This window comes from Arcticibacterium sp. GJ41-1 (assembly GCF_055808875.1).
Window position 1 is genome coordinate 445,003 of record NZ_CM147888.1, and the last position, 25,112, is coordinate 470,114.

20 protein-coding genes are annotated in these 25,112 nt (G+C 38.5%); 7 read left to right on the top strand and 13 right to left on the bottom strand.

Features of this window, described 5'->3' with window-relative positions; translation table 11 throughout:
• Positions 1-10 precede the first annotated feature (10 nt).
• Complete coding sequence (locus AC0L6O_RS01905; RefSeq protein WP_473305888.1) at positions 11-1,348, top strand: Gfo/Idh/MocA family protein; 1,338 nt, start codon at positions 11-13, stop codon at positions 1,346-1,348.
• Here the strand turns inward: AC0L6O_RS01905 and dinB are convergent.
• From dinB to AC0L6O_RS01920, 3 genes are all read right to left on the bottom strand, one after another.
• Complete coding sequence (gene dinB, locus AC0L6O_RS01910) at positions 1,338-2,420, bottom strand: DNA polymerase IV (RefSeq protein ID WP_473305890.1); 1,083 nt, start codon at positions 2,418-2,420, stop codon at positions 1,338-1,340. The genes AC0L6O_RS01905 and dinB overlap by 11 nt on opposite strands.
• A gap of 94 nt (positions 2,421-2,514) precedes the next feature.
• Complete coding sequence (locus tag AC0L6O_RS01915; protein WP_473305891.1) at positions 2,515-3,252, bottom strand: hypothetical protein; 738 nt, start codon at positions 3,250-3,252, stop codon at positions 2,515-2,517.
• 53 nt (positions 3,253-3,305) lie between these two features.
• Positions 3,306-3,782 (bottom strand): DinB family protein, encoded by a 477-nt coding sequence (locus AC0L6O_RS01920; RefSeq protein ID WP_473305892.1) that lies wholly within the window; start codon positions 3,780-3,782, stop codon positions 3,306-3,308.
• Between the two features lie 151 nt (positions 3,783-3,933).
• Here AC0L6O_RS01920 and AC0L6O_RS01925 point away from each other — a divergent pair, with 151 nt between their 5' ends.
• The 3 genes from AC0L6O_RS01925 (at position 3,934) to AC0L6O_RS01935 (ending at position 6,420) form a co-directional block, all read left to right on the top strand.
• Positions 3,934-4,707: a 1-acyl-sn-glycerol-3-phosphate acyltransferase gene (locus AC0L6O_RS01925; RefSeq protein ID WP_473305893.1), complete on the top strand. Its 774-nt coding sequence runs from the start codon at positions 3,934-3,936 to the stop codon at positions 4,705-4,707.
• A gap of 15 nt (positions 4,708-4,722) precedes the next feature.
• Positions 4,723-5,751 carry a 3-dehydroquinate synthase gene (aroB, locus tag AC0L6O_RS01930; RefSeq protein ID WP_473305894.1) on the top strand — a complete coding sequence of 343 codons (1,029 nt, stop codon included), beginning with the start codon at positions 4,723-4,725 and terminating at the stop codon, positions 5,749-5,751.
• A gap of 114 nt (positions 5,752-5,865) precedes the next feature.
• The gene (locus AC0L6O_RS01935) at positions 5,866-6,420 is read left to right on the top strand and encodes a DUF4136 domain-containing protein (protein ID WP_473305896.1); all 555 of its coding nucleotides are present in this window, start codon (positions 5,866-5,868) and stop codon (positions 6,418-6,420) included.
• On the opposite strand, the gene AC0L6O_RS01940 is transcribed toward AC0L6O_RS01935, so the two are convergent.
• From AC0L6O_RS01940 to AC0L6O_RS01960, 5 genes are all read right to left on the bottom strand, one after another.
• Complete coding sequence (locus AC0L6O_RS01940) at positions 6,417-6,800, bottom strand: DUF3037 domain-containing protein (protein ID WP_473305897.1); 384 nt, start codon at positions 6,798-6,800, stop codon at positions 6,417-6,419. The genes AC0L6O_RS01935 and AC0L6O_RS01940 overlap by 4 nt on opposite strands.
• Positions 6,790-7,548: a HipA family kinase gene (locus AC0L6O_RS01945; RefSeq protein WP_473305898.1), complete on the bottom strand. Its 759-nt coding sequence runs from the start codon at positions 7,546-7,548 to the stop codon at positions 6,790-6,792. Before AC0L6O_RS01945 ends, AC0L6O_RS01940 begins: the two co-directional genes overlap by 11 nt.
• 3 nt (positions 7,549-7,551) lie before the next feature.
• Positions 7,552-8,262 carry an ATP-binding cassette domain-containing protein gene (locus tag AC0L6O_RS01950; RefSeq protein ID WP_473305899.1) on the bottom strand — a complete coding sequence of 237 codons (711 nt, stop codon included), beginning with the start codon at positions 8,260-8,262 and terminating at the stop codon, positions 7,552-7,554.
• A gap of 644 nt (positions 8,263-8,906) precedes the next feature.
• Complete coding sequence (locus tag AC0L6O_RS01955; RefSeq protein ID WP_473305900.1) at positions 8,907-10,703, bottom strand: acyl-CoA dehydrogenase family protein; 1,797 nt, start codon at positions 10,701-10,703, stop codon at positions 8,907-8,909.
• 128 nt (positions 10,704-10,831) lie between these two features.
• The gene (locus tag AC0L6O_RS01960; RefSeq protein ID WP_473305902.1) at positions 10,832-12,724 is read right to left on the bottom strand and encodes a 3-coathanger stack domain-containing protein; all 1,893 of its coding nucleotides are present in this window, start codon (positions 12,722-12,724) and stop codon (positions 10,832-10,834) included.
• A gap of 131 nt (positions 12,725-12,855) precedes the next feature.
• On the opposite strand from AC0L6O_RS01960, the gene AC0L6O_RS01965 reads away from it, so the two are divergent.
• Genes AC0L6O_RS01965 through AC0L6O_RS01975 form a run of 3 tightly spaced genes read left to right on the top strand, consistent with a single transcriptional unit; the run spans position 12,856 to position 16,610 of the window.
• Positions 12,856-13,725, top strand: a complete 870-nt coding sequence (locus AC0L6O_RS01965) for a DMT family transporter (protein ID WP_473305903.1) — start codon at positions 12,856-12,858, stop codon at positions 13,723-13,725.
• Positions 13,726-13,744: 19 nt separating this feature from the next.
• Positions 13,745-16,231 (top strand): replication restart helicase PriA, encoded by a 2,487-nt coding sequence (gene priA / locus AC0L6O_RS01970; protein WP_473305905.1) that lies wholly within the window; start codon positions 13,745-13,747, stop codon positions 16,229-16,231.
• Positions 16,232-16,250: 19 nt separating this feature from the next.
• Positions 16,251-16,610: a phage holin family protein gene (locus AC0L6O_RS01975; protein ID WP_473305906.1), complete on the top strand. Its 360-nt coding sequence runs from the start codon at positions 16,251-16,253 to the stop codon at positions 16,608-16,610.
• 90 nt (positions 16,611-16,700) lie between these two features.
• On the opposite strand, the gene AC0L6O_RS01980 is transcribed toward AC0L6O_RS01975, so the two are convergent.
• From AC0L6O_RS01980 to AC0L6O_RS02000, 5 genes are all read right to left on the bottom strand, one after another.
• Positions 16,701-17,630, bottom strand: coding sequence for a bile acid:sodium symporter family protein (locus AC0L6O_RS01980; protein WP_473305907.1), 930 nt, complete (start codon positions 17,628-17,630; stop codon positions 16,701-16,703).
• A gap of 43 nt (positions 17,631-17,673) precedes the next feature.
• On the bottom strand, positions 17,674-19,191 hold the full coding sequence (locus tag AC0L6O_RS01985; RefSeq protein ID WP_473305908.1) for a mandelate racemase/muconate lactonizing enzyme family protein: 1,518 nt from the start codon (positions 19,189-19,191) through the stop codon (positions 17,674-17,676).
• A 51-nt stretch (positions 19,192-19,242) separates the two neighbouring features.
• The gene (locus AC0L6O_RS01990) at positions 19,243-20,169 is read right to left on the bottom strand and encodes an RraA family protein (RefSeq protein WP_473305909.1); all 927 of its coding nucleotides are present in this window, start codon (positions 20,167-20,169) and stop codon (positions 19,243-19,245) included.
• 188 nt (positions 20,170-20,357) lie between these two features.
• Positions 20,358-21,914: a SusD/RagB family nutrient-binding outer membrane lipoprotein gene (locus tag AC0L6O_RS01995; protein ID WP_473305910.1), complete on the bottom strand. Its 1,557-nt coding sequence runs from the start codon at positions 21,912-21,914 to the stop codon at positions 20,358-20,360.
• Positions 21,915-21,945: 31 nt separating this feature from the next.
• Positions 21,946-25,071: a SusC/RagA family TonB-linked outer membrane protein gene (locus AC0L6O_RS02000; RefSeq protein WP_473305912.1), complete on the bottom strand. Its 3,126-nt coding sequence runs from the start codon at positions 25,069-25,071 to the stop codon at positions 21,946-21,948.
• Positions 25,072-25,112: the final 41 nt, after the last annotated feature.

A 25,112-nucleotide genomic window follows, 5' to 3' on the forward strand; every position in this document is an offset into this window, starting at 1 on the left:
AAACAACCCTATGAATACAAATAGAAGAGAATTTATAAAGAAATCTGTATTGGCAGGAATGGCCACAAGCATCTCAGCCAGTAGTTACGCTAAAATTATTGGTTCCAATGATCGCGTAAGAGTTGGTTGCGTTGGTTTTTCTGACCGTCACCGTTCTTCACATGTAGCTTCCTTCAAAGCTCTACAAAAAGAGATGAATTTTGAAATGGTAGCCGTTTCAGATATTTGGAACAAAAGAAGAACAGAAGGTCAGGCATATTTACAAAAGGAACTAGGCAGTAAGGTTACCGCCTATAATAATAACGATGAGCTTTACGCTTCTAAAAGTGTAGATGCTGTTATGATTAGTACGGCAGATTTTCAGCACGCATTACATACTATAGAAGCTGTTCAGGCAGGATGTGATGTTTATGCAGAAAAGCCTTTGGCAGAAACCATGGAAGATAACCGTGCGGTTTTAAAAGCGGTTAAGGATTCTGGAAAGATAGTTCAGATAGGCTCTCAAAGAAGAAGTGGGGCTAACTACCACGCAGCAGCAGATTATATCAAATCTGGTAAATTTGGTGATATCAAGATGGTGGAACTTATGTGGAATGTAAACCAGCCAGGCAGATGGAGAAGACCTGAGTTGGTAGCAAACCTTAAGGAGTCTGATGTAGATTGGAAACGATTTTTGATGAACAGACCTTATGAGGAGTTTGACCCTCGTAAATATTTAGAGTACAGACTATTCTGGCCATATTCTTCTGGAATTCCAGGACAGTGGATGTCTCACCAAATTGATACAGTTCACTGGTTTAGTGGTTTAGCTCACCCAAGAAGCGTAGTAGCTAATGGCGGTATTTACCAATGGCAAGATGGCAGAAGTAATGCAGATACATTAACAGTAGTTTTTGATTATGGTCCTTTAGATGATATGTCAAAAGGTTTCCAAGTACAGTTTACTAGCCGTTTTTCTAACTCAGCTGGTGGTACTAAAGAGCTTTACTACTCTAATGGTGGAATGATTAATCTTGATACCAACGAGATTTCTTCAGAAGGTGGTCTTGAGCAGCGTCATGCATCTGCTATGGGTATGAAGGCAAACTTATTGACACCTTCTAAAATTAAGGGTCAACGAGTAGAAACTTCTGCAAATACGGGAGGAGATAATCTTACACTTAATCACGTGAAAAACTGGATGGAGTGTGTAAGAAGTAGAAAAACTCCTAATGCACCTATAGAAGCTGGATACCAGCATTCTATTGCCACGATGATGTCTAATGCGGCTTATAGAACGGGCTTGAAAGTTACGTTTGATGAGAAAACGCAGCAGGTATTAGCGGGAGGAGTTCCTTTTAAATACTAAAAACCAATGGTATTTGGCGGCCTTCTAAATCTGTTTCAAATTCTAGATTAGAAACCGTCAATCCCATTAGCCTGATGCCTTTTGGCGACGGCAAAAGGGCATTTAGCATTTCGTAGGCTTGTTTAGATATAAATTGTTCTTCCATAATTAAAAGTTGGGAGGTTCGGCTTCGAGTAATAATCTCAAAGTCGTCATATTTAATCTTTATCGAGAGCGTCTTGCCAAATGCCCTTGCTTTTTTTACCCTCTTCCAGAGCTGAGCCAAAATAATATCTAACTCCACATAAAGTTCGTCTGGCGAGTTCAGGTCATTACTAAAAGTGTTTTCTACGCCTATTGATTTTCTGATGCGGTCGGGGTTTACTTTTCTGTTATCTTTTCCTCGGCATATTTCGTGGTAGTATCGGCCGGCTTTGCCAAAGTTGTTTACCAGAAATTCTAAGCTTTTTTCTTTGAGGTCTTTGCCTGTGGCAATTCCCATTTTCGTCATTTTTTCTGCCGTCACTTTTCCTACACCATAAAAACGTTTTATAGGAAGGGTCTCTACGTAAGCTTCTGCTTGATGAGGTTTTATGACAAACATGCCATTTGGCTTATTGACATCCGAAGCGGTCTTGGCGAGAAACTTATTAAAGGAAATTCCAGCTGAAGCGGTCAATCCCGTTTTTGCCTTTATTTTTTCTCTTATTTGCTTCGCAATTTCTGTAGCGAGCGAAATGTTTTTGTGATTTTCTGTCACATCTAAATAAGCCTCATCTAAAGATAGCGGCTCAATCAATTCGGTATATTCTAAGAAAATCTCTCTGATTTGATTTGAAACTTTTTTGTATTCTTCAAACCTCGGCTTGACAAAAATAAGATTAGGGCAAAGCCTTTTGGCAGTTTTAGATGGCATGGCTGAACGTACGCCAAACTTCCTAGCCTCATAGCTAGCCGCTGCCACCACACCTCTTTCTGCACTGCCTCCTACGGCCACAGGTTTCCCTTTCAGCTCTGGATTATCACGCTGCTCCACCGACGCAAAAAAGGCGTCCATGTCTATGTGGATAATTTTTCGGAGGGGTGTTTTCAATAGTTTATAAATTACTCATTAATCAGCTGGTTTTTGAATACTTTAGAGCAAATACCCATGCGAGAGGATTTTAAAGTCATTGCAAGACAAGACATTATTCAATATTTATAGCCTTTATTGTATCAAGAGTATCTAACTCTAAAAGCAGTTTTTTTAACACGGTGACATCTGCTGATCCCATATCCACTCTAATTTCCAAATTATTTTCCTTATGAAATGACCAGCTATGAATTAAGCCTAAACCAAGTTTATCATTAGAGTCTTTTAAAGCTTTTTCATTCCACTTTTGGAAAACTCTGATAACCATATTTTCAATATTTAATAATATTAAATCGCCTACAATATTTGGTTCAATATCGATTATTAAGTTTTGATTCATACTCTTAATATTTAAATCAAAATGCAACGAATCGAGTTTTAAAGGATTTTGAATGGTTGGGTACAAAATCTCATGAACTTTAATTGCGTCCAAATCCTCAAACCAAAAAATAATATCAGATTCTTCAATATCAATATCACTTGGCACATATATCCTACCTGATTTTGAACTCCAATTTATTTCTACCGGATAAAAGTAATCGTACAATATTAGAGCCCATTGTATTTTTGACACATCCCCAGAGGAGTATGAAAATTTATCCTTAAAAAAAGCCGAAGGTAATTCAATAATTACATTTCCACGAGATTTAATTCCCGTTTTACTTTTAAAATTCCGTTCTAACTTTTTGCTGGCTATATCAATAAATTCTTTTGAGAATTCTAAATTTGTAATTCTTTCCTTTCTTTCAATAAAATATTCAGCATCCCAGAAATTCAATCTTTTTTTACCCATCTTTTTTAATCAAATCGCTTATCTCCTTCATATCCAATACTGGTTCATTTTCTTTAATAAACCATCTTAAAAGCAGAGTCCAAACCCAAGTCTGGCAAAACTTGGTTCATGTGGTGCTTCAAATGCTCCACATAATCTTTCATAATAAACTCCAACGTGAATGGTCCTACACCTTCCACTTTTAACTCGTTTGATAAAGCATCCACAGGTACATTTTCAATGATATGAGCGATGTGATGATTAAACATAGCCCAGAAATCTATCAATTGATTCCAGTCATAATGCTCGTATTTCTGAATATCGACCCACTCATTTTGATGATAACCTGCCACATCTATACTTTTTGATTCTATAGCCTTTACAAACTTCATTTGATTGTTATTTGCCGAGTCTATCAAATGTCCTAAAATCTCTTTTGGACTCCATTTGCCTTCGGCAGGTCTCTTTGATGCAGATTTATCATTTATTTCTTTGAGAATGGGAGTCATTTTATTGACAACATCCTTTAAGTTTTGGGCAACTTCTATCATTCAAATCGTTAATTTTGAGCCAAATTTAAAGATTTAGATTTTCAAAGACATCTAATAGGTAAATACTAACGCATTCTACATTTTGATTCCTTTTATATATTTCTTTCTACGCTTTGAGGCATTTTTTGTTAATCTCTTTTTTGTAAAGAGAATGGACACCACTGGAATTGAAAATGTTCCTAAGGACAAACCGATTCTTTTTGCCTCAACTCATGCCAATTCTTTCTATGATGCCATAGTGCTTCATATTGTTTTTAAAAGGTATGTGTATGCTTTGGCTAGGGGAGATGCTTTTAAGAAACCTTTGGTAGCTAAAATCTTAAATGTTATTCACATGCTGCCAGTGTGGCGTATTACAGAGGGGAGAAGCAATATGGCTAAGAATGCCAAAACTTTTGAAAAGTGTAATGAGCTTTTCAAGCAGAATAAGCAGGTTTTGATATACCCAGAAGGAATTTGTAAAAATCAAACAACGCTATTGCCACTCAAGAAAAGAGGAACAGCTTCCATGGCTTTTAAAGCTTGGAACGATGGTATAGATGTACAGGTGGTACCCGTGGTACTTACTTATGATTCATTTAAAACGTTTGGCAAAAGGATTAACCTAAACTTTGGAAAACCATTGCAAAAAGAATCATTTGACCTGAGTGAGGAAATTAGTTTTTCAAAAGACTTTACAGCCACTTTAGCCAGTAAAATGGAGCCCCTGTTTGACCATACGTTTAAGCCAGTTGGTTTTCTTAGAAATGCGTTTCATTATTTTGGTTGGCTCATTAATTTTCCGCTCTATTTAGCCATTGATGCCTTTGTCAAAAAGAAATTCGGTAAGACTATATTTTCAGATTCCATTTGGTTTGGGGTACTTTACCTTACATATCCACTCTATTTAATTCTTTTGATTTTCGGCCTTTCATTTATCTTCTAGAAAAAACTTATAAGCATGTCAGTAAAAATTGGATCTATTGCAGAAACGTTGCCAGCATTTTTGGCAGATAAAGATTACTCTCAGGTAATAGTGTTGGTAGATAAAAACACCAAAAAACACTGCTATCCTTTAGTAAAAGGCCTTTTGCCAAAACATATTTTGGTCAAAATCAAAAGCGGCGAAGCTCATAAAACGCTGGACACTTGTCAGAAGATATGGCAAACCATGACTGATGCCAATATGGATCGCCATGCTCTTATGATAGACTTAGGTGGCGGAGTGATAGGAGACATGGGAGGTTTTTGTGCAGCCACGTATAAAAGAGGGATAGATTTTATTCAAATTCCTACTACGCTTTTAGCTCAGGTAGATGCCAGTGTGGGTGGAAAATTAGGGATAGATTTTAATGGTTTCAAAAACCATATTGGAGTTTTTCAATTGCCACAAACCGTACTGATTGACTCTGTTTTCTTGAAAACACTTCCTTTCGCGGAGCTTAGGTCTGGCTTTGCTGAAATTACAAAGCACTGCTTAATTCAGGATGCAAAAAAATGGGAAGAGATAAGTAGTTTGGATTTTGAAGAGCAAAACTTTGACGACTTGATAGAGCATTCTATTGAGATTAAGAAGAAAGTAGTAGCTGCTGACCCTACCGAAAAAGGTTTGCGTAAGATTCTAAATTTTGGACATACACTAGGTCATGCAGTAGAAACCTACTTTTTAGAAAAAGGTCCGAAACATAGATTGCTGCATGGCGAAGCCATCGCTGTAGGTATGATTTGCGAAGCATTTCTTTCGCTAGAAAGAGGCATGATAGACCAAAAGCTATTTGACGAAATTGAGGAGTTTGTGTTCAGTGTTTATGGCAAAGTGAAACTAAAGCCAGAGTATATTCCTGCTATTTTGAAACATACGTTACAAGACAAAAAAAACAAAGGTTCTAAAGTGAGGTTTTCCTTACTTGATGGCCGTGGTTCTTGTGCTTTCGATGTAATATGTAATAAAGCTGAAATGAAAAGTGCCTTATTATATTATGTAGGCTAGGTCATTTTGGACTAATTGTTTGGTTTTAACGGTTTTCCAAGTTATTTTTATTTGCTACTTGCATCCTTTTTTAAAGAATGCTCGTAGATGTTGAAACCTTTAAAATCTTTTTGAATGAAAAAACTCTTACCCCTTTTTGCCTTAATCGCTTTTAGTTTTGCTGGATGCAACTCTTTAAAGCTGATGGTTGACAACGATTATAGTTACGATACAGACTTTACAACCTATAGAAACTATAATTTTTTAGCTTGTGAAGTAGACACTTCTTTTATCTGTACTGAAATTCAAGATGCCATTAGGAGGCAGATGAGAGCCAGAGGTTATAAACTAACTGACGAAGGTCCAGGACTGCTAGTAAGCTATAGTATCATCAAAGAAAGAGTAGAATACAAAGGTTATTTTCAGCCTACGTTAAACCGATGGGTAAATAAGTATGACTACGACGATACCTATAAAACACAAAATTTTAATTTTGGTGGAGGTATGATTCTTGTTTCTTTATTAGATGCAGAAAGTAGCAAGCTGATTTGGAGAGGATATGCTTCCGGTGTGTTTAACAAGAAAGTCAAAAAGCCTATTAATTATTACCGTAGTGTAGTCAGAACTATTTTTGACCAATATCCGCTCTTTGCAGCAGGTGAACAGCCGCGTAAGCTGACGAGTCTTTAAATGACCATTTTAGCGTAAATCTTTTCAATAGCCTCCGAGGGTTCTTGGCAATAGCCAGGATGTACCTCTGATGCTTGGATGATGGTGCTGCGTCTTGCAGTAAGCCATCTAAACCTTGATGCTTGGTCTTGTTCGCCGATAAGGCCAGAGTCAGCCGTTCCCTTGCATATTTTTTCAAAAGAAAGGAGGTGCTCCTTAAGCTCAATGGGGTCAATATCTTTGTTGAACGCCTTTAAGCGGTCTGTGTCTAGATGATATTTAAAACCAAGAAATCGTTTCGATTTGCAATATAAAGCTACGCCAATATTGATAGACTCACCACGGTCTACACATGGGATTAACCTCAATACGGCGTATTCGTAAAGGTGCTTATCTGGCATCGATGGCGTGTTTTAAGAATACATCAGAGTGCTTTCTTCTGTTTAAAAGAAAGTCCAAATAAAGTTTACTGCTAAGATTGTCGTCTGATGCTAGCCAGTCTTCTGGAATAACACTAACTACCTCTTCTAAAAGTTCTGTGCTTATCTTTTCAAGCATAAAATCATTGACTTCTGCGAGCATAGAAGCACTTTTCAAAAGAACATGGTCTTTGATAAGCACAAAAGGTTTTTCGCTTTGTTCTTTCCAGTTTTCCGGATTATGATGGAAATATAAAGATGCTCCGTGGTCAATAAGCCAAAGCTCTTTGTTCCATATAAGCATATTGGTGTTTCGGGCGGTACGGTCAATATTCATCAAGAATGCATCTAACCACACTATTTTGGATGCCGTAAGAGCATCTACAGTATTTACGACTGGGTCAAAAGTGATAGAACCTTTTAGGTAATGAACGCCTAGATTTAGGCCTACGCTCCATTTTAATAAATCTTGAATTTCTTCATCCGCTTCCGCTCTGCCATAGCCTTCTGGTAGGTTACCAAAAACCATTTCGGGCATTTTTAGCCCAACGGCTCTGGCTATTTCACCACCTATAAGGTCGGCAATTAGGGCTTTACAGCCTTGCCCTGCTCCACGAAATTTCAGAACATACATAAAGCCGTCATCGGCATCTACTATAGCTGGTAGCGAGCCTCCCTCTCTCAGTGGGGTGACATAGCGGTCTATATGAACGTTTCTTATTTCAATCATTATTTAAGATTGCGTAAGTTTTTGAAAAGTAGCTTCGAGACTTTCTCCCATGCCTTTAAAGGCTGCTATGCTTTCGTCTGCTACTATTTTACCTTGATTTAGCACTATTACTCTTTCACAGATAGACTCCACCTCCTGCATAATGTGCGTGCTAAAAATGACAGTTTTGTTTTTGCCTACAGCTTTAATTAAACTTCTTATTTCACTTAACTGATTTGGGTCTAAACCTGTGGTAGGTTCATCTAAAATCAAAATTTCTGGGTCATGAATTAAGGCTTGTGCCAAGCCCACACGCTGCCTATAACCCTTAGAGAGCTGACCTATTTTCTTATGCTTTTCTCGGTCAAGCCCTACCATGTCAATGAGTTCTGCAACTCTATCTTTTAAAGCCTTACCACTCATGTTATAAAGGGAACCTGCAAATTCTAGAAACTCACGAATGTACATTTCTAAATACAGTGGATTATGCTCTGGCAAATAGCCGATAGAGGCCTGAGCCAATTTGGCTTGTGTGTTCAGAGAATAGTCATTAACCATGGCTTCTCCTTCTGTGGCTTCTAAATAACCTGTGAGAATCTTCATGGTGGTACTTTTTCCTGCACCATTTGGCCCAAGGAAACCTACTATTTCTCCTTTTTGGATATCAAAACTAATACCGTCAATGGCTCTTTGCGTGCCATAGACTTTAGTAAGGTTCTTTATGGATATTGACATAAACGCTTTTAATGAAAAACGAAATTAATACATTTTATTTCGTGGTGATGTGATATTGTGGTTTAAGCTTAAAGCATGTAGGTTCAGAATTATATTTCAATTAATATTTGGCGGGATTTTGGTAGCCAAAATCCCGCCAAATGAATAAAGCTTTGGTATTATAACGATGGGTTTTACCCATCGCTACCAACATTATGCCCCTACAGGGCATCCATCTCAATTTTATTTTTTCAATGTGAGTTCAAAAGTGTCCAGAGGGGTACAAAATGAATAGAAAACTTTGAATAAGCGAACCTGGCTTATTATAAACTTAAGTTCAGTATAACGATACTTTAAAAACCCCTTTAGGGGTGTAATATTAATAGCCGTGGGTTTTAACCCACGGCTAAGATGAAAATTGTCTCTCATTTTGGCGTTTTTTTTGCCCTCAAGCAAAAAATGTGACAAAATATTGAATATACCTTTAGGCGATTTTGAATCGAACTCAGGTTATAATCAACGGTCCAATTAATATGCCTCTACAGGGGATCTATCTCGGCTCTGTTCTGTTAAAAGGAAAAACCGCCCTGCCAAATGGCGGGACGGTTTCTGGTTTTTTGTGTTTGTTGAAGTATTGTAAATATTATAAAAGGGGTAAAATTTTCTTAGAAGATGTACTTGTTCTCCGCAAGCAAAGTTTCTGCAATCCTTCTTCTAGCATCTTTCACATTGAAAGGGTCTATTTTGGTAAACCTTTTCAGTCCCATTAGCATCACTCTTAGTTCGTCGCCTTCGGCAAAAGACTGGATGGCGTCTCTTCCTGCTGAAGCAGATTTATTTACTGCTTTGTGAAGGTTTAGCATCATCATGTCTTTTTCTAAACTTACGGCCTCTTCGCTAGAGGTGCTCATTTTCTTTTCTACTCTTAATATGGCAGATTCAGCGGCATAAACTTCGATAATCATATCGGCTACATTCATCAGTATTTCTTGCTCATGAGAAAGCTTCATCATGAATTTCTGAACTGCAGCACCTGCAATCATCAATACTGCTTTCTTCAAGTTTTTAACCACTTTTTTCTCTGTCGCAAAAACACCATCATCGTCTCCTCCAAAAGAAGGGACAGACATGATTTCTTTGGCAACTTCTTGAGCAGGTCCCATCAAATCCATTTCACCCTTCATAGCACGCTTAAGAAGCATGTCTACCGTAAGGAGTCTGTTGATTTCGTTGGTTCCTTCAAAAATTCTATTGATTCTAGAGTCTCTGTATGCTCTTTCTACAGGAGCATCGGCTGAGTAGCCCATGCCTCCAAAAATTTGAACACCTTCGTCGGCTACATAGTCCAATACTTCTGAACCATGCACTTTCAAAATAGCACACTCAATAGCAAATTGCTCTAAAGCACTCAGTTTGGCTTCTGCATCAGACTTACCACTCTCTTTAAAAGAGATAATTAAATCGTCAATGTTTTGACCTGCTCTGTAACATGCCGTTTCTGATACCCAAATTTGGGTAGCCATCTCACCTATTTTGTGTTTGATGGCTCCAAAACGACCAATAGAAATACCAAATTGCTTACGCTCATTGGCATAGTTTATAGATTTGTTGATAATTCCTTTTGAACCTCCTACAGCGGCTATACCTAGTTTGATACGACCAATGTTAAGGATGTTTACAGCTATTTTGAAACCGTTCTGTCTAGAAGAAAGCATGTTTTCTGCAGGTACAGTACAGTCATTAAAAAATACCTGACGCGTGTCAGAACCTTTAATACCTAGTTTTTTCTCAGGCTCGTTCATGGTGATACCACCATGTGTTTTTTCAACGATAAAGGCTGTAAGATTTTTATCGTCTTCTATTTTGGCGAAAACAATAAAAACATCGGCAAAACCACCATTGGTGATCCACATTTTTTGACCGTTGATTTTATACGTTTTGCCGTCGGCACTTAATTCCGCTTTCGTTTTTCCTGAATTAGCGTCCGAACCAGAATCTGGCTCAGTTAAACAATAGGCCGCTTTCCAAACACCCGTGGCAAGGTTTGGCAAATATTTTTTCTTTTGTTCGTCGTTTCCATAATATAAGATAGGAAGGGTTCCTATACCTGTATGAGCCGACTGAGCTACGGAGAAAGAATGACCGTTTCCTAACACTTCTGCTACTAGCATAGAAGTATTAAAGTCCATTCCGAAACCTTCATACTCTTCAGGAACTGCTGTTCCTAAAAGACCAAGCTCTCCAGCTTTGTCCATAAGAGAGGACATTAATTCGGGTGATTTAGCCTCGTCTATTTCATCTAAAATCGGGTGAATTTCCGTTTTTAAGAAGTCCATACAAGTGTCAGCTATCATACGCTGCTCCTCGTTAAACTCTTCTGGAATGAACACATCTTGAGCAGATGTTTCTTTTATTAAAAACTCGCCACCTTTTAAAGACGCTTTTTCTGATACCGCTGTCATAGAATTATAGAATTGAAATGTTATCTGTCGAAATAATAGTATGCTTGCATACCGTTACAAATATAAGACAATTAAATAATAGTATGCAAGCATACTATATGAAAAAGTAAATAATTCTTAGACTTATTTTAAGGACAGTTTTCTATGGTAGCTTTAAACACTGCTCCTTGTTTTACTTCGAAGCCAGGGTTAAGAAATACAGACTGATTAGCAGAGTAATTAATTTTACCAGTAGCGGCTAGTTTCTGAACACTTTGAAGCGACTGCTGGGTTTGATAAGGACTTTGGGCGTTTAAAACGCCGCCGGTCAAACTTAAAGGACTATTAAAACAAGAAGACACCACCACATTTTGAGGAGCGGTGTATGGGCTTAAGCAATGTAAGGTTTTGCAAGCCAATGTATAATCTGCTGTTACTGTTGGGTAAATTTCTAATGGATTGGTTTTGGCACCAGTGCCCCAAGTATAAATACCATTACAGCCACTCCCTGTCAGAGTTAAGGTATCTGCAGAGCGTACTTGACTAGCCGAAGTCACAAAACTAGGGTTAGTAGGAAGTGTGAAAGTGTTTAAATCAACGATAGGACTAAAAAGTATTTTGCCAGAAGTGGCTTTACGAACTCTAAGGGAATATTTACCAGTACCTACAATAACACCTGGACTGGAAGAATAGCCCCAATTTGGTCGTAAGTAGCCCGTGGGTGGCAATGCGGTATAGTCTGCTCCGTAGTCGCTAGTATTTCCTAAAGCTTCTGCATCTGTGTTCTCTCTGTTAGACCAGTCGTAACTTTCGTAGCTTGCTGTGGGGCTGAGGCTAATGGGAGAGAAAGGACTTCCTACGGTGCAGGTAAAGTTTAATTCAATTAAATCTGAAGCCAAAAGAGGAGTGGAACTACTTAGAAATCCATTTGTGAGATAGTTGTACCATGCGGTAGCATGAGCGGTTAATCCGTTAGGTCTATCCATATGGACACCATCCGATCTTTTATCCCCACCTACTATATTATCGGTTTCTGGGCCGCCGTATACATTTCCATCAGCATTGATAGTTTGATTTTGTCCTAGAATTACATTTCCATGATAATTACCATTATAGGAGGCTCTTGCTACCATCCATGCTAAGTTTGGGTATTCGCTTTGTTCTCGAGTTTTCGCAATTACCGTTTCTAACCATCCTTGATAATGTGATGTTTGAGTCCAACTATCTGATTCTCCTTGATGCCAAAGAACTGCTCTTAGTCCTGTTAAACTAGCATACATTCTGACAACGGAAGCTAAAGCTCCATATGGATGTTTGAACTCTTGCTTAATATAAAATTCTGGATTGGTTAAAGGTTGTTCAAGTGCGGACTCTGCCCAAAGTTGAACCCAAGTACCGCCAAAGCCAGCACCGTAAAAAAGGACGGGTACATTTAGAGCAGTTACTAAATCACTTGATACTTTCCCCCAAATCCAAGGAGCATTATGAAAAGGGCCAATATAAACGGAGTCACTGGCTACACTGTCAGCATTCATTGGCGAATAACCAATAGGCAACATATCGTAGTCGTTGGTTTTATTAGAGTAACGCATCACATTGGAGCGATCTTCTTTAGAATCATGGCCTACTCCAGAAGTGGATGTGGTTCCTGTAGAATTTGACTGACCTGCTATCACAAAAACTTCACCTATACCTACTCGGTTTCTTCCTACCGAGTCTATTTGTACCCCGTTCTTATAAGCTTTTACACCTAGTTTGTACCAGCCACCTTGGGCTAATATTTTGCCATAAAAGTATGGCTTGCTATCTCTGTAATCAACTGTTTGCCAGGCACTGGTTGTTCCTTGCCCTACTACTCTTGGAAAAACCTTGGCAGTAATGCTGTCATATTCTGCTGTGAAGTTTCCACTTATTTGAATATAAGCTTGGTTGGAATTATTACGCTGAAATATCTGCCTTTCCACAGGGAATGTCAATGAGATTTGCCCAAAAGATGAGGTAAAGCTCAGAAGACCAAAGTAAAAGAATAAGAATTTTTTCATATGTAGTAGCACAAAAATAAAAGATGTAAGCCATTTTATGAGATATATCAGAAGAAATTGATTCAAAGGCAAGGGAGATTGTACTTTTGCCCCACATGAACCAAGAGAATGTCAAACAGGGAGTCATTTTTATGCTCATCGCATCTTTTTGCTTTGCTCTGGTAGGTGCATGTACACGTATTTTAAGAGATTCTATCAGTTCGGTAGAAATTGTTTTCTTCCGCAATCTTATTGGCGTGGTGTTTATTGGTTATTCAGTATTGAAAAGACCTTTGGTTCAGGTAGGAGGAAAGCCAGGACTTCTTATCTTTAGAGGGGTTATTGGTACCATAGCCTTGTATACTTTCTTTTATAGTATTACACAAATTGGTCTGGCAGAGGCCATTACTTATCAACAAACCTATCCCATTTTTATAGCCGTTTTTTCTGTTTTTATAGCAGGAGAAGGATTAAGGCGAAACGAGTGGCTTGCGGTGTTACTAGGTTTTGGAGGTATATGTTTCATTTTTGTTCCGCAAATGTCAACGGGTCTGCTTAATACGCGTAGCCATATTATTGGGGTTACCAATGCCGTTTTGACAGCATTTGCCTATATGAGTATTAGAGGGCTTAGTGCGTATTACGATGGTAGGAGCATAGTGCTTTCATTTATGATTTCAGGAATTTTATTGCCAATAATTTCAATGCTAATTGGGCAGTTTTATGACTTGCCGTCTTTAGATTTTTTAGTAGCTGCATATGTACAGCCACATGGTTCAGACTGGCTCTGGATTTTGGTCTTAGGTATAGCAGCCATGATAGGTCAGATATATTTGACCAAAGCCTTTAGCTTTGGCAAAGCAGGCACTATTTCAGCTGTTGGCTTTAGCAATATCGTCTTCTCGGTTATTTTCGGAATATTTTTGGGAGACCCTAGACCTTCCACTTTAGCATTTATTGGAATTGCTTTCGTTATTATTTCAGGGATAATTATCTCTTATCAGTCTAAAAAGGCGTCCTGATATTTTATCTTTGTTTTCTATGTCTGAATTATTTCCAACAGAAACACTTTTTGTGGATGTACTGCTTCCAGTACCCATTCCGCAGGCTTTCACCTACAGGGTGCCTAGGCACTTTACGGAGTATGTCAAAAAAGGGAGCAGGGTGATTGTGCCTTTTGGCCGAAACCGTGTTTTGACAGGAATAATTTCTGATGTTCATGGCACACCGCCTGAAAAATATAAAGCCAAATACATTTCTGAATTGATGGACGAGCAGCCAATAGTGACAGAAAACCAGCTTTGGCTTTTTCAATGGGTAGCAGATTATTACATGTGCCATGCTGGCGAAGTGATGAATATGGGTTTGCCGTCTGGCCTAAAGGTCAATAGTGAATCTAGAATTCAGATAAATCCAGATTTTGATAGGGAAGATATCTTAGAACCCATGGAGGTGGAGATATTGAAAATTATTGCTGAAAATGATTCCATCTCTTATGCCGATTTGTCAAAGTTTATCAATGAGATAGATGTTACCAAACTGGTCAAAAAGCTTATTGAGAAAAACGCCATCATCGTTTATGAAGAAGTAAAAGAGCGTTATGTTCCTAAAAAAATAAAGAAAATTAGGCTTAAGGCCTCCTTAGCAAATAAAACTGGCGTGCTGTCGCTGATAGAGCAGCTGGGCAAAAGTGAAAAGCAGCAGCAGGTAATTTTGACGTATTTGAGCCATGTGGCAATAGATGATATTGAGTCAAAAAACCTTCACGGTATTGACAAAGTCTTTTTTAAAGAAGCAGAGAACTCAGCATCGTCTTTAAAAACACTGATTGACAAAGGGATTTTAGAGCAATTTGAAATTACAGTTTCTCGCTTTGACAGCATTGACACCGATAGCCTGAAAGAAATCAAGCTCACGGAACATCAAAATGAGGCTTCGGATGCCATTATGGAATCGTTTGCCGAAAAACAGGTGGTACTTTTTCATGGAATTACAGGTAGTGGAAAAACCGAAATTTACATTGACCTTATTCAGAAAGTACTAGACAGTGGTTCGCAAATATTAATGCTATTGCCAGAAATAGCATTAACCACACAGATAGTAAGTAGGCTTCAAAAAGTTTTTGGCGACAAAATGGGTGTGTACCACTCCAAGTTTTCAGACAATGAACGTGTGGAGGTTTACATGGGTGTGCTGTCTGGCAGGTACCAGTTTGTGGTGGGTGTGCGGTCTTCTATTTTTCTTCCTTTTAAAAACTTGGGCTTAATCATAGTAGATGAGGAACATGAGATTTCTTATAAGCAGTTTGACCCTGCACCAAGATATCACGCCAGAGATGTTGCCATCATGTTGGCACACAAACAAAAAGCGAAGGTTTTATTAGGCTCAGCAACGCCATCTTTTGAGTCTTATACGCAAGCTTTAGATGGAAATTATGGACTCGTGGAGTTGAATAAGCGTTTTGGTGATGCAAAATTGCCTTCTATTGAGCTTATTGATATGAAAGCCGAGCGGAAAAATGATTCGGTACGAAGTGATTTTAGCAAAGTTTTGTTAGAGGCTATTGAAGCTAGAATTAAGCGAAACGAGCAGACTATTGTTTTTCAAAACAGAAGAGGTTATGCCCCCTACATGAACTGTGAGGAGTGTAACTGGATAGGGAAATGCCATCAATGTGCAGTGAGTTTGACGCATCATTTGTATGAAAATACGCTGGTGTGCCATTACTGTGGGCATACCGAGAGCCTTCCTAAAACATGCCCTGTGTGCGATTCGCTTAAGATAAAATCTAAAGGAGTAGGGACACAAAAAATAGAAGAAGACCTGCAAGAGATATTTCCAGAAGCAGGTTTGTTGAGGATGGATTTTGATACCACACGAGCTAAAAACGCGTATCAAAGAATTATATATGAGTTTAGCGAAGGTGAGGTAGATATTCTGGTAGGAACTCAGATGATTTCTAAGGGGCTAGATTTTGATAATGTAAGTTTGGTGGGTGTTTTTGATGCCGACAAGATGATTCATTTTCCTGACTTTAGAGCTGCCGAAAGAGCTTATCAAATGCTAACACAAGTAAGTGGTAGGGCAGGAAGAAAAGAGAAGCCTGGGCAAGTGCTTATTCAAACTGGTGACCCAGAGCATCCTGTTTTAAGCTATGTGGTGCAGGGAGATTATAAGGGTTTTTACCATGCCGAAGTTAAAGAACGAGAAGGCTTTAGATATCCGCCTTATTCTAGAATTATTAGTGTGTCTACCAAGCATGTGGAAAGAACGGTGTCTCATAAGGCTGCGGGATTGTTGGTAAAAGTATTGCAAGAGAAACTAGGTTCACAAAGGGTTTTGGGGCCAGAAAGAGGCATGGTGGAGCGAATAAGAAATCAGTATATTTTTGATGTTTGGATAAAACTGGAGAAAAATAAACTGAATATGGCTGCTACCAAGAAGTTTATAAGAGAGCAGATTACCGAACTCAATACACAAAAAGAGTTTAAAAGTGTTAGGTTTGTGGTGACTGTAGACGTGGTTTAAAACCGAAAAAAGAAAGGATATGGGACTGAGAAATACAATCGGTGATTTGTTAAAACTAGGAGAAATAAAAGATAGTGTTATAAGTCTTTTTGAAGCCAAGTTTGAGCTAAAGAAAATAGAAATTCAGGAGAAGGCTGAAAGGGGTGTAGCAGAACTAATCTTTGTTATTTTACTCATGATTTTGGGTTCTATTGCCTTGGTTTTTGCTTTGATTTTAGCTGCCTACGGTTTGAATGTTTGGCTAGGAGAGCCTTATGGCTATGTGGTGATATTGGTTTTGCTTCTGCTGACGCTAGGCATTGTTTATAATAAGAAATCAGAAATTAAGGAGATAATAACCGAAACTATTCAGAAAGAAATGGACGCTATGGATAGCTGAAAAGCCTTACTTGTGAATAAATAAAAACCCCGATTTGGTAATTAAACCAAACGGGGTTTTAGTGATTTAGAAGGGCTAAAATTTACACTCTTATAGGTCTTTTTGATTATCTTCTCTTCCCCACCAGCTGGCAAGCATAGAGCCTGTAACGTTCATCAGCGGTCCAAAGATAGTGGCTGCTAAGCCCACAGTGGCTACTTTTCCCATTTCTACGGCTAAGGCAGATGCTAGTCCGCCGTTTTGCATTCCAACTTCCAGCGAGATCGTTCTGGCGTCTCTTTTGTTTAAGCGGAACAGCTTAGCTGCACCATATCCAAAGGCATAGCCACCTAAATTATGTAGCACCACTGCCACAAAAAGCAAGGCACCTACAGCGGCTAAAGAAGCTTGACCTGCGGCAGTAACTACGGTGATAACATAGGCAATTCCAGCCATTGAAAACAGTGGCAAAACCTTCTTTATGGCTTGAATTTGATTTGGTACAAACCTATTTAAAAGAAAACCAAGAGCCACAGGCAGAATAACGATTTTACACATGCTCCACATCATTCCCCAGAAGTCTATATCAATAAACTCACCGGCCAGCCACTGCATAAGCGTAGGCGTTATCACGGGAGCCAGCATAGTAGCAAAAATGGTTAATGTAATAGAAAGGGCGATGTTTGCCTTAGCTAAAAGCGACATGACATTTGATGCCAAACCACTAGGGCTACTTCCTATTAAAATCATTCCTGCGGCTATTTCTGGAGGGAAATCAAAAACTTGTGTTAAACCATAGCCCCAAACAGGCATGATCATAAACTGTAAAAAGAGACCAATCAAAACGAGTTTTGGTGTTCTTAAGATTCCCAAGAAATCATCAATGGTGATGGTGGTTCCCATACCAAACATGATAATCTGGAGTACGGGAATAATTAAAAGCGTCAATTTTATACCACCTACCTCAATGAGGTATTCGGGGAAATTGTAAGCTATTATCACCAAAACAATGATGACGATGGTGTACAAATAATTTTTCATAAAAGAGTTTTAGGGCCTTATTAAAGTGAAAAGATATGAAAATTTAGCTCCAAGTTCTATCATGGCTATCTAGTTCATCCCATTCTGTAGTTGGGGCAAAATACATGGTGCCACTTTTCAGGTGCTCCTTCACTACTTTTTCATTAAGGTCTATACCTAAACCAGGTGCTTCAGGCACTTTTACAAAACCATCTTTATAAATAGGCTTGTCTATTCCGTCCACTAAATCTTCCCACCATGGCACATCAAAACTATGATGTTCTAGAGCCACAAAGTTTTCTGTAGCGGCCGCACAATGAATATTTGCCATGAAGGATACTGGTGTGCCCGCAAAGTGCATGGCCATAGGAATTCCTCTTTCTTCGGCATAATCGCCAATTTTCTTGGTTTCAATTAAGCCACCAGAACTGGCTAAATCAGGCTGAACCAAATCAACCGCTCTCGCGTCAATCAGCTTAATGAATTCCTCTTTCAAAAAGATATCTTCACCAGTTAGCGTAGGCGTGTCTAGGGCATCTGAAATTTGTTTCCATTGAGAAGTATAAAACCACGGAATCATATCTTCTAACCAAGCTAGCTGATATTTTTCGATAGCTTTTCCTATTCTAATAGCAGTATTGACACCAAAATGACCAAAGTGATCAGCTGCTAAAGGAACTTCATAGCCTACCGCTTTTCTTACTTCGTGCACGTAGTTTGCCAATATTTCTATCCCCTTATCTGTAAGCTGAATTCCTGTGAAAGGGTGCTTAGTGTTGGCATAAGCTCTAGCGTTTCCTTTCATTTTAGGAGGGTTTCCCCATTGTTTTGTATAGTCCATGGCATTACCACCCACTACCGTTCCAGGGTGATTTTTTAAGAGGTCTACACCAAAATCCATTTTTAAGAAAGTAAGGCCTAAGTCTTGACGCTCTTTCATTTTTTGAGCAAAAATTACTGGGTCAGCCACGGTTGGTGTGTCACCATATATTCTGATATAGTCGCGGTATTTTCCTCCTAGCATTTGAAAAGCAGGAACCCCGTAAGCCTTTCCAGCTAAATCCATCAATGCCATTTCTACACCACAAACGCCACCTGCTGCACGTCCATGACCTCCAAACTGCTTGATTTCTTTGAAAAGCATTTCTGGGTTACACGGGTTTTTACCAAGTAATCTGCTTTTAAGAAAAAGACCATAGTTGGCACTAGCACCATCTCTAATTTCGCCATAGCCTGATATACCCTGATTAGTATCAATTCTGATAATAGGGCAGGTCATTGGAGCTTTTGCTATAATAGCAATTCTTAAATCTGTAATTCTTAAGTCAGAAGGGCTGCTTGACCTTTTCACTTTTTGCGAAAGGAATTCTATTTCTTTATCAGGCTGACCATTAAACATCATACCTAAGGAAAGTCCTCCTAAAGCAGATTTTCTAATGAAGTCTCTTCTGTTGTCTCCTTTGTTTGGCTCACTGCCATTTTCAGAAGCTAATTTTTGAGCAGTTTGGTCTGCTTGATGAACTTTTGGCCCAGAAGGAATTTCTCCCTTGAACTTAAATCTGTCGAATAAATTATTTTTCATTTTATATAAAGGTTGAATTGTAATTTTATTTAAGAGTCCCAGAGTAGGGAATTACCAGTTTCTTTCTTTCATATAGTCGTCAAATTCCTTTGGAGACATTTGAAGTTTTTGAGGATTAGATTTTATCCAACTTAAGAAATCAGTTTTGATTTTTTCTGACCATTTCATGTCAATTTCACCCGGTGTATAAACGCCTTCTTTAAGTCTTAAAACACCGAATTCATCTCTGAGAGCAGTAAATTCAGAATTTATAATTAAGTCTTCTGCAAACTGTGCTGGTATAAAAACTACGCCCTCTCGTTTTCCTAAAACCAAATCTCCAGGTAAAACTGTTGCTCTACCAATTCTGATAGGGCAGTTTATACAAGTCATCATTACACCTTGGATATAAGAAGGGTCAAGGCCTCTTACAAAACCCACAAAACCGTCAATTTTACTGATACCTTCTATGTCTCTAGCTCCTGCGTCAAAGACTACACCATTATTAGACTTGGCATAAATGGCATTGGCTAGGTTGTCGCCAATAAGTGTTCCGTCAATAATTTTCCCGAAACCATCAGCAACATAAACGTCACCATCTTGAAGCACATCAATTGGCCATGAGTTTGGAGAGCCTACACGGTTTTCTTGTTTTCCTTTGGCCTTAATTTTGTCATCCATGTCAGGACGGGAAGGCATATACTGCGTAGTCACTACACGCCCTACTAAAGGCTTGTCGCCAATAATGACCCAGCCTGCGTCAAACTGGTTATGGTAACCTTTGTTTCTTAAAAAGCCCCAAGCCTCTTCGGTAGAGACATTGGCTAATCTTTTAATAAGAGCGTCGGAGACGTGGGGTCTTCCATCTTTAGAGCGTTCTCCTTGATAATCGCTCGTAAAAGTTTTGATTTGCTCTGGTGTCCATTCTATTTGTTGGGCATTTCCTGTAAATACAATAAGTGCACAAAATAGGGTGAGGCATAAGTTAATTTGCTTCATGTTTTATATAATTATTCAGGGTTGAAATTGTGTTTAATTTCGAAAAAAATATTCAGAAAACAGCGTTTTTACGTTGATTAGCTGATTTTAATCGACCAAAAGAACACAATATTTAGTGTTGAGAAAGACAATGAAAATAAAGCCATGAGGTTAGACCCCATGGCTTTTGAAAAGGGTAGAGAGAGTTATTAATTATCCCACCAAACTTTGCCATCCATGTCGTCATTGCCATTAAAGCCTTGACTAGAAATAGCTGCTTGAAGGTTAGTTGCATTTGCACTTAATTCGGCTACTGGGTACGGTAGTCTATTTACAAAATCGCCTTGTATGTCCTTTGCTGGAAAAGGATTAGGGGTTAGCATAGGAAACCCAGTTCTTCTAAAATTAGCCCAAGCTTCTGGACCATTTAAAAAAGAAGAAACCCAGTATTCGGTATTGATTTGCTCTAGTTCAGTACCTGAAACCAAAGAGTTTGCCGCAATATAACTATCTACATCCGCAGAGTTTAAGCTAGTGTTTTCATACTCATTAGAGATCACATCCATATTGGCAGCAATAGCTGTTTTGAACACAGAATTGGCGTCACCACTAGCATAACCTCTTATTATAGCTTCTGCCAATAATAATTGTGTTTGAGCATAAGTTACCATATAAGAAGGGGCGGTAAGCTTAGCCATTCTTGTTCTATCTAACTGAGTCAAATCATAAAAACTGGCAAACCCATTTTCCGTAGCCCAAATGGCTGCTGTGGTATTCTCATAACCCATTGGAAGGCCAAATTGGTCTTCAGGCTTTGACGTTATTGTGATGTCCGGAGCGTTTCCTGCAATTGCATTATTTTGGTCTGTTCCACTACCTGAACCCTTATAACGCACGGCCATAGCAGTTAACCTTGGGTCATTTGTGTTCTTCAAATGATCAACAAAATTACCAGTCATATAATAGTTAGATGACTCATTACTGGTAAGAGGTTGTGAAATTAGGTTCTGATAATTATTATCATGACGAATCACAAAGTTATTATCATTACTTTCTATCAATCCACCACTTATTGCAGCAGCAATAGCTGTTTTGGCTATTTCTGGTTCTCTGTTTGAAACTCTCATGGCTGCACGCAATAGTAAAGAATTGCCAAGGCGTTTCCATCTGTTAACATCTCCACCAAAAAGAATATCAGTAGATTCCGCGGCTCCTCCAGAGTTTAGGCCGGCAGAAGCTTCTTGAAACTCCTTTATGAGGTCTAAATAGATGGCTCTTTGAGAATCATATACAGGAAATGTAATGTCACCCAGAAAACCTTTACCCGCTTCAAAGTAAGGTATGTCACCATGTGTATCTGTAATTATCATGGCTCCGTAGGCTTTGATAATTCTTGCCATATTGTAAAGGTTTGATCTTCCTGTATCTCCTTCTAGCGTGTTAATAACATCAGCGGCATGCTTTATTAGTTCTAGATATCCATTGTTCCAGTTGGCATTAGTTAATGTTACATTGATTTGATTAAAATTACCACCAGCTATTACTCCACTATTTGGAGTAACTACTTGCTGTACAAAAGCCATTTCTAGGGGTAACACATTAGCTCGTGGCACACAAGATAAAATAGCTTGATTAAGTACCGTCATTGGATCCAAACGGGTAACGGCCGTTGGGGAAACATTTAATTCGTCAAAACCTTCATCACAGCTTGTAGTAAAGAATAAGCTGATGAGTAATAGGCCAGTATATTTATATATATTTTTCATTCTAATTATTTTTATTGGTTTAGCCTGATTATCAAAATTTCAAGTTCAAGTTGAAACCATATGATCTTTGTGGAGGAAGAGCTGGGTCTTCAATTCCATTTAAATTATCAGAGGCAAAAGAAATTTGCTCAGGGTCTATGTTTGGAGTCCATTTTTTAAGAATCAATACATTGTTTGAGATGATGTCTATTTTGGCTCCTTTGATAAACTTCACTGACTTCAAATGTTTGGTCAAATCATATCCCAGATTTAATTGACGTAGTTTCCAAAAACCTGCATTATAAGTGAACTCTTCCATTAAGTTTGCTCCTCTAATTCTTCCGTAGTAAGAATCAACATCAATTGGTGTAGTATTTGGCTCGCCGTTTTCGTTTACGCCGTCTCCTATCACAAAACCAGTATCTCTACCTTCTAAAGTACCTTTATGAAGGCCGTGTCGCCAAGCATTAAAGTTGGTAGTAGAAAATAAATCATGACCTAATTTGAAATCAACCAAAGCAGAGAGACTAATTCCTTTATAATTAAAAGAGTTATATATACCGCCTACCCATTTAGGAATAGCAGATCCAAGAGCAACTCTTTGTGGTGTTGTTAAGAAGTTTCCGCTGGTACTAGAAAATACTTGGTTTCCGTTATCATCTCTTAAGTAGCCAAAACCACGAAGCTGACCAAGTGGCTCGCCTAAAACATGCCAAAGCTCCCCTCTAACTTCTCCTTGCGAAAGAATTAATTGGGTAACTCCTTCTCCTAAATCTAATACTTCTGAGGTATTGTTGGCAGCATTAAAGTTTATATCCCAAGAGAAATTGGCCCTTTCAATAGGAGTGAAAGTTACTAACATCTCCAAGCCTTTGTTTTTACTTTTCCCTACGTTTTCAAGCTTGGATGTGTATCCTGAAGAGTTTGAGGTCAACACTTCCAGAATTTGGTCTTCCGTGATTTTGTCATAATAAGACAATTCTACACCTACTTTATTATTAAAGAGCTTAGTTTCTACTCCAAATTCCCACTCTTTAACTCTCATTGGGCTAAGGATGCTACTTGGAATTCTATCTCCACTAATACTTCCTATGCTAAGGCCATTGAAAAGTTGAGAATTGGTTTGATAGAAAAGGTTGTTTGAATAAGGAGATACATCTGTATCGCTACCTACCTCTGCATATGCAACTCTTACTTTACCAAAGTTCATCCAATCTGGTATGTTTGAAAATGCTTGAGAAAAAACAAAACTACCGGTAACAGATGGGTACATGATACTTCTAAGCTCTGGTGCCAAGGTGGAGAACCAGTCATTTCTAAGCGTAGCATTTAAATATAAAAAGCCTTTGTAGTTTATTTCAGAAGCCCCAAATACAGAATTTACTTTTCTTTCTTGAAGAATATAATTTGGCGTTACTACTCTAGCATTCTCTAAGGTATATAGACCTCTAACTACAAAGTCTGTTGCAGATTGGATGTGTCTGTCTATTCTTCTAGACATTTGATTTCCACCTAGGGTTAGGTTTACACCAATGTCTCCAAAGGTTCTGTTTGCCCCAAGAATGAAATCAACATTAGTTTCTCTAATTCTACTAACATCTTGCCTGTAGTCTCCATTCACAAAGCCAGCAGGTGCTGTACCTTCTGCGGCGGCTCCTGTTGGTCTATTGTTAAGCTCTTGATAACGGGTACTGTAATCTTGTCCTACTCGTATTTGAGCATACGCCCAGTCATTAAAGTCATATTTTGCCGAAAGGTTACCGAAGATACGGTCAGAGGTAACATTGTTAAAGTGGTTTTTTAATATGAAATAAGGGTTAGTACGGTTTCTGAACCTACTGTAAATACGCTCATTGCCAAACTCATCTTCTGCTTCAGACTCTAATAAGTCAAAGGGCATAGAGTTCGCTAGGGAGTAGATTACGGTAGGAGTACTTAAATCCTGCGTTTTTACAGTAGGTAAGTTTTTATTATAACTGTGAGAGTAATTTACACTTCCAGAAACCAACAGCTTATTGGCTAAAATTTGGTTGAAGTTTAAATTCACGGTCTTTCTGTCAAAGCTATTGTTAGGAACAATCCCTTTATTATCTAGATTGGAAAAAGACATTCTCATACCACCATTAGCTCCACCATTAGAAACACTTACTGTGTTTGTAAAAGATTGCCCAGTTCTATAAAACTGCTTTATTCTGTCATAAACAGGTTCGTATGGGGCAGTTACTCCATCAAATAAGACTTGCGTCATACCTGGCTCAAATTTTTCACCAAAACTCCATACACCAGAAACAGGATTTGCACTGGTAGGTCTTAAGCCACCTTCACCTTGTCCATATTCATACTGAAAATCTGTAAAGTCTAATGGGACATCGACGGTGTAGTTTGTGTTGTACTCTACCTGTAGTCCCTTTTCTCCTCCTGACTTGGTGGTAATCATAATTACACCATCCTTTGCTCTTGAACCATATAAAGCTGATGCGGCAGCACCTTTAAGAATAGTCATGCTTTCAATGTCATCAGGGTTGATACTGCTTAGACCATCTCCACCATCAGAATCGGAACCGGTGCTTAAAGAATTGTCAGAACTCTGGTTTCCACCTGTAACTCCAAATGTTGAGTTATCAATAGGAACACCATTGACTACAATTAAAGGAGTGTTTTGTCCACCAAAAGAAGACTGACCTCTAATCCTGATTTTACTGGTACCGGCTGGGCCAGAACCAACGCTAGAAATGTTTACACCAGGTACTTTTCCTTGAACGGCGTTCATAAAATTCACCGTTCTATTGGTTGAAATTTGTTCTCCACCAACAGTGGAAGTAGCATAGCCAAGACTTTTAGCCTCTTTCTTGATACCTAATGCGGTAACAACAACCTCACTAAGGTTTTTAGAGTTTTCTGAAAGCTTAATATTAATAGTGGTTTTATTTCCCACTACAACTTCCTGAGAGTTAAAGCCAACAAAACTAAAAACTAAGGTTGAATTGGTTCCTGCATTTATTTGGTAGGCTCCATTGGCATCTGCTGTGGTTCCGTTTGTGGTTCCTTTAACAACGACCGATACACCTGGGAGAGCGGAGTTGTCAACGGCTGATTGCACTGTTCCGGTTATTTGCTGAGCAAGCGTGCTGAAAGATAGAAGCATCAAACTCATTAGAATGAGATAATTGTTCTTCATATTAAATTATTTAGGTTAAGTGATTGAATAAGTGTCAAAAA

Excerpts from the sequence above, each read along its gene's own strand:
- AC0L6O_RS01955 (WP_473305900.1), bottom strand. The coding sequence starts at position 10,703 with ATGACAGCGGTATCAGAAAAAGCGTCTTTAAAAGGTGGCGAGTTTTTA.
- AC0L6O_RS01925 (WP_473305893.1), top strand. The coding sequence starts at position 3,934 with ATGGACACCACTGGAATTGAAAATGTTCCTAAGGACAAACCGATTCTT.
- AC0L6O_RS02000 (WP_473305912.1), bottom strand. The coding sequence starts at position 25,071 with ATGAAGAACAATTATCTCATTCTAATGAGTTTGATGCTTCTATCTTTC.
- AC0L6O_RS01940 (WP_473305897.1), bottom strand. The coding sequence starts at position 6,800 with ATGCCAGATAAGCACCTTTACGAATACGCCGTATTGAGGTTAATCCCA.
- AC0L6O_RS01945 (WP_473305898.1), bottom strand. The coding sequence starts at position 7,548 with ATGATTGAAATAAGAAACGTTCATATAGACCGCTATGTCACCCCACTG.
- AC0L6O_RS01915 (WP_473305891.1), bottom strand. The coding sequence starts at position 3,252 with ATGGGTAAAAAAAGATTGAATTTCTGGGATGCTGAATATTTTATTGAA.
- AC0L6O_RS01995 (WP_473305910.1), bottom strand. The coding sequence starts at position 21,914 with ATGAAAAATATATATAAATATACTGGCCTATTACTCATCAGCTTATTC.
- AC0L6O_RS01965 (WP_473305903.1), top strand. The coding sequence starts at position 12,856 with ATGCTCATCGCATCTTTTTGCTTTGCTCTGGTAGGTGCATGTACACGT.
- AC0L6O_RS01920 (WP_473305892.1), bottom strand. The coding sequence starts at position 3,782 with ATGATAGAAGTTGCCCAAAACTTAAAGGATGTTGTCAATAAAATGACT.
- AC0L6O_RS01935 (WP_473305896.1), top strand. The coding sequence starts at position 5,866 with ATGAAAAAACTCTTACCCCTTTTTGCCTTAATCGCTTTTAGTTTTGCT.
- AC0L6O_RS01905 (WP_473305888.1), top strand. The coding sequence starts at position 11 with ATGAATACAAATAGAAGAGAATTTATAAAGAAATCTGTATTGGCAGGA.
- AC0L6O_RS01960 (WP_473305902.1), bottom strand. The coding sequence starts at position 12,724 with ATGAAAAAATTCTTATTCTTTTACTTTGGTCTTCTGAGCTTTACCTCA.
- AC0L6O_RS01975 (WP_473305906.1), top strand. The coding sequence starts at position 16,251 with ATGGGACTGAGAAATACAATCGGTGATTTGTTAAAACTAGGAGAAATA.
- AC0L6O_RS01985 (WP_473305908.1), bottom strand. The coding sequence starts at position 19,191 with ATGAAAAATAATTTATTCGACAGATTTAAGTTCAAGGGAGAAATTCCT.
- AC0L6O_RS01980 (WP_473305907.1), bottom strand. The coding sequence starts at position 17,630 with ATGAAAAATTATTTGTACACCATCGTCATCATTGTTTTGGTGATAATA.
- aroB (WP_473305894.1), top strand. The coding sequence starts at position 4,723 with ATGTCAGTAAAAATTGGATCTATTGCAGAAACGTTGCCAGCATTTTTG.
- priA (WP_473305905.1), top strand. The coding sequence starts at position 13,745 with ATGTCTGAATTATTTCCAACAGAAACACTTTTTGTGGATGTACTGCTT.
- AC0L6O_RS01950 (WP_473305899.1), bottom strand. The coding sequence starts at position 8,262 with ATGTCAATATCCATAAAGAACCTTACTAAAGTCTATGGCACGCAAAGA.
- AC0L6O_RS01990 (WP_473305909.1), bottom strand. The coding sequence starts at position 20,169 with ATGAAGCAAATTAACTTATGCCTCACCCTATTTTGTGCACTTATTGTA.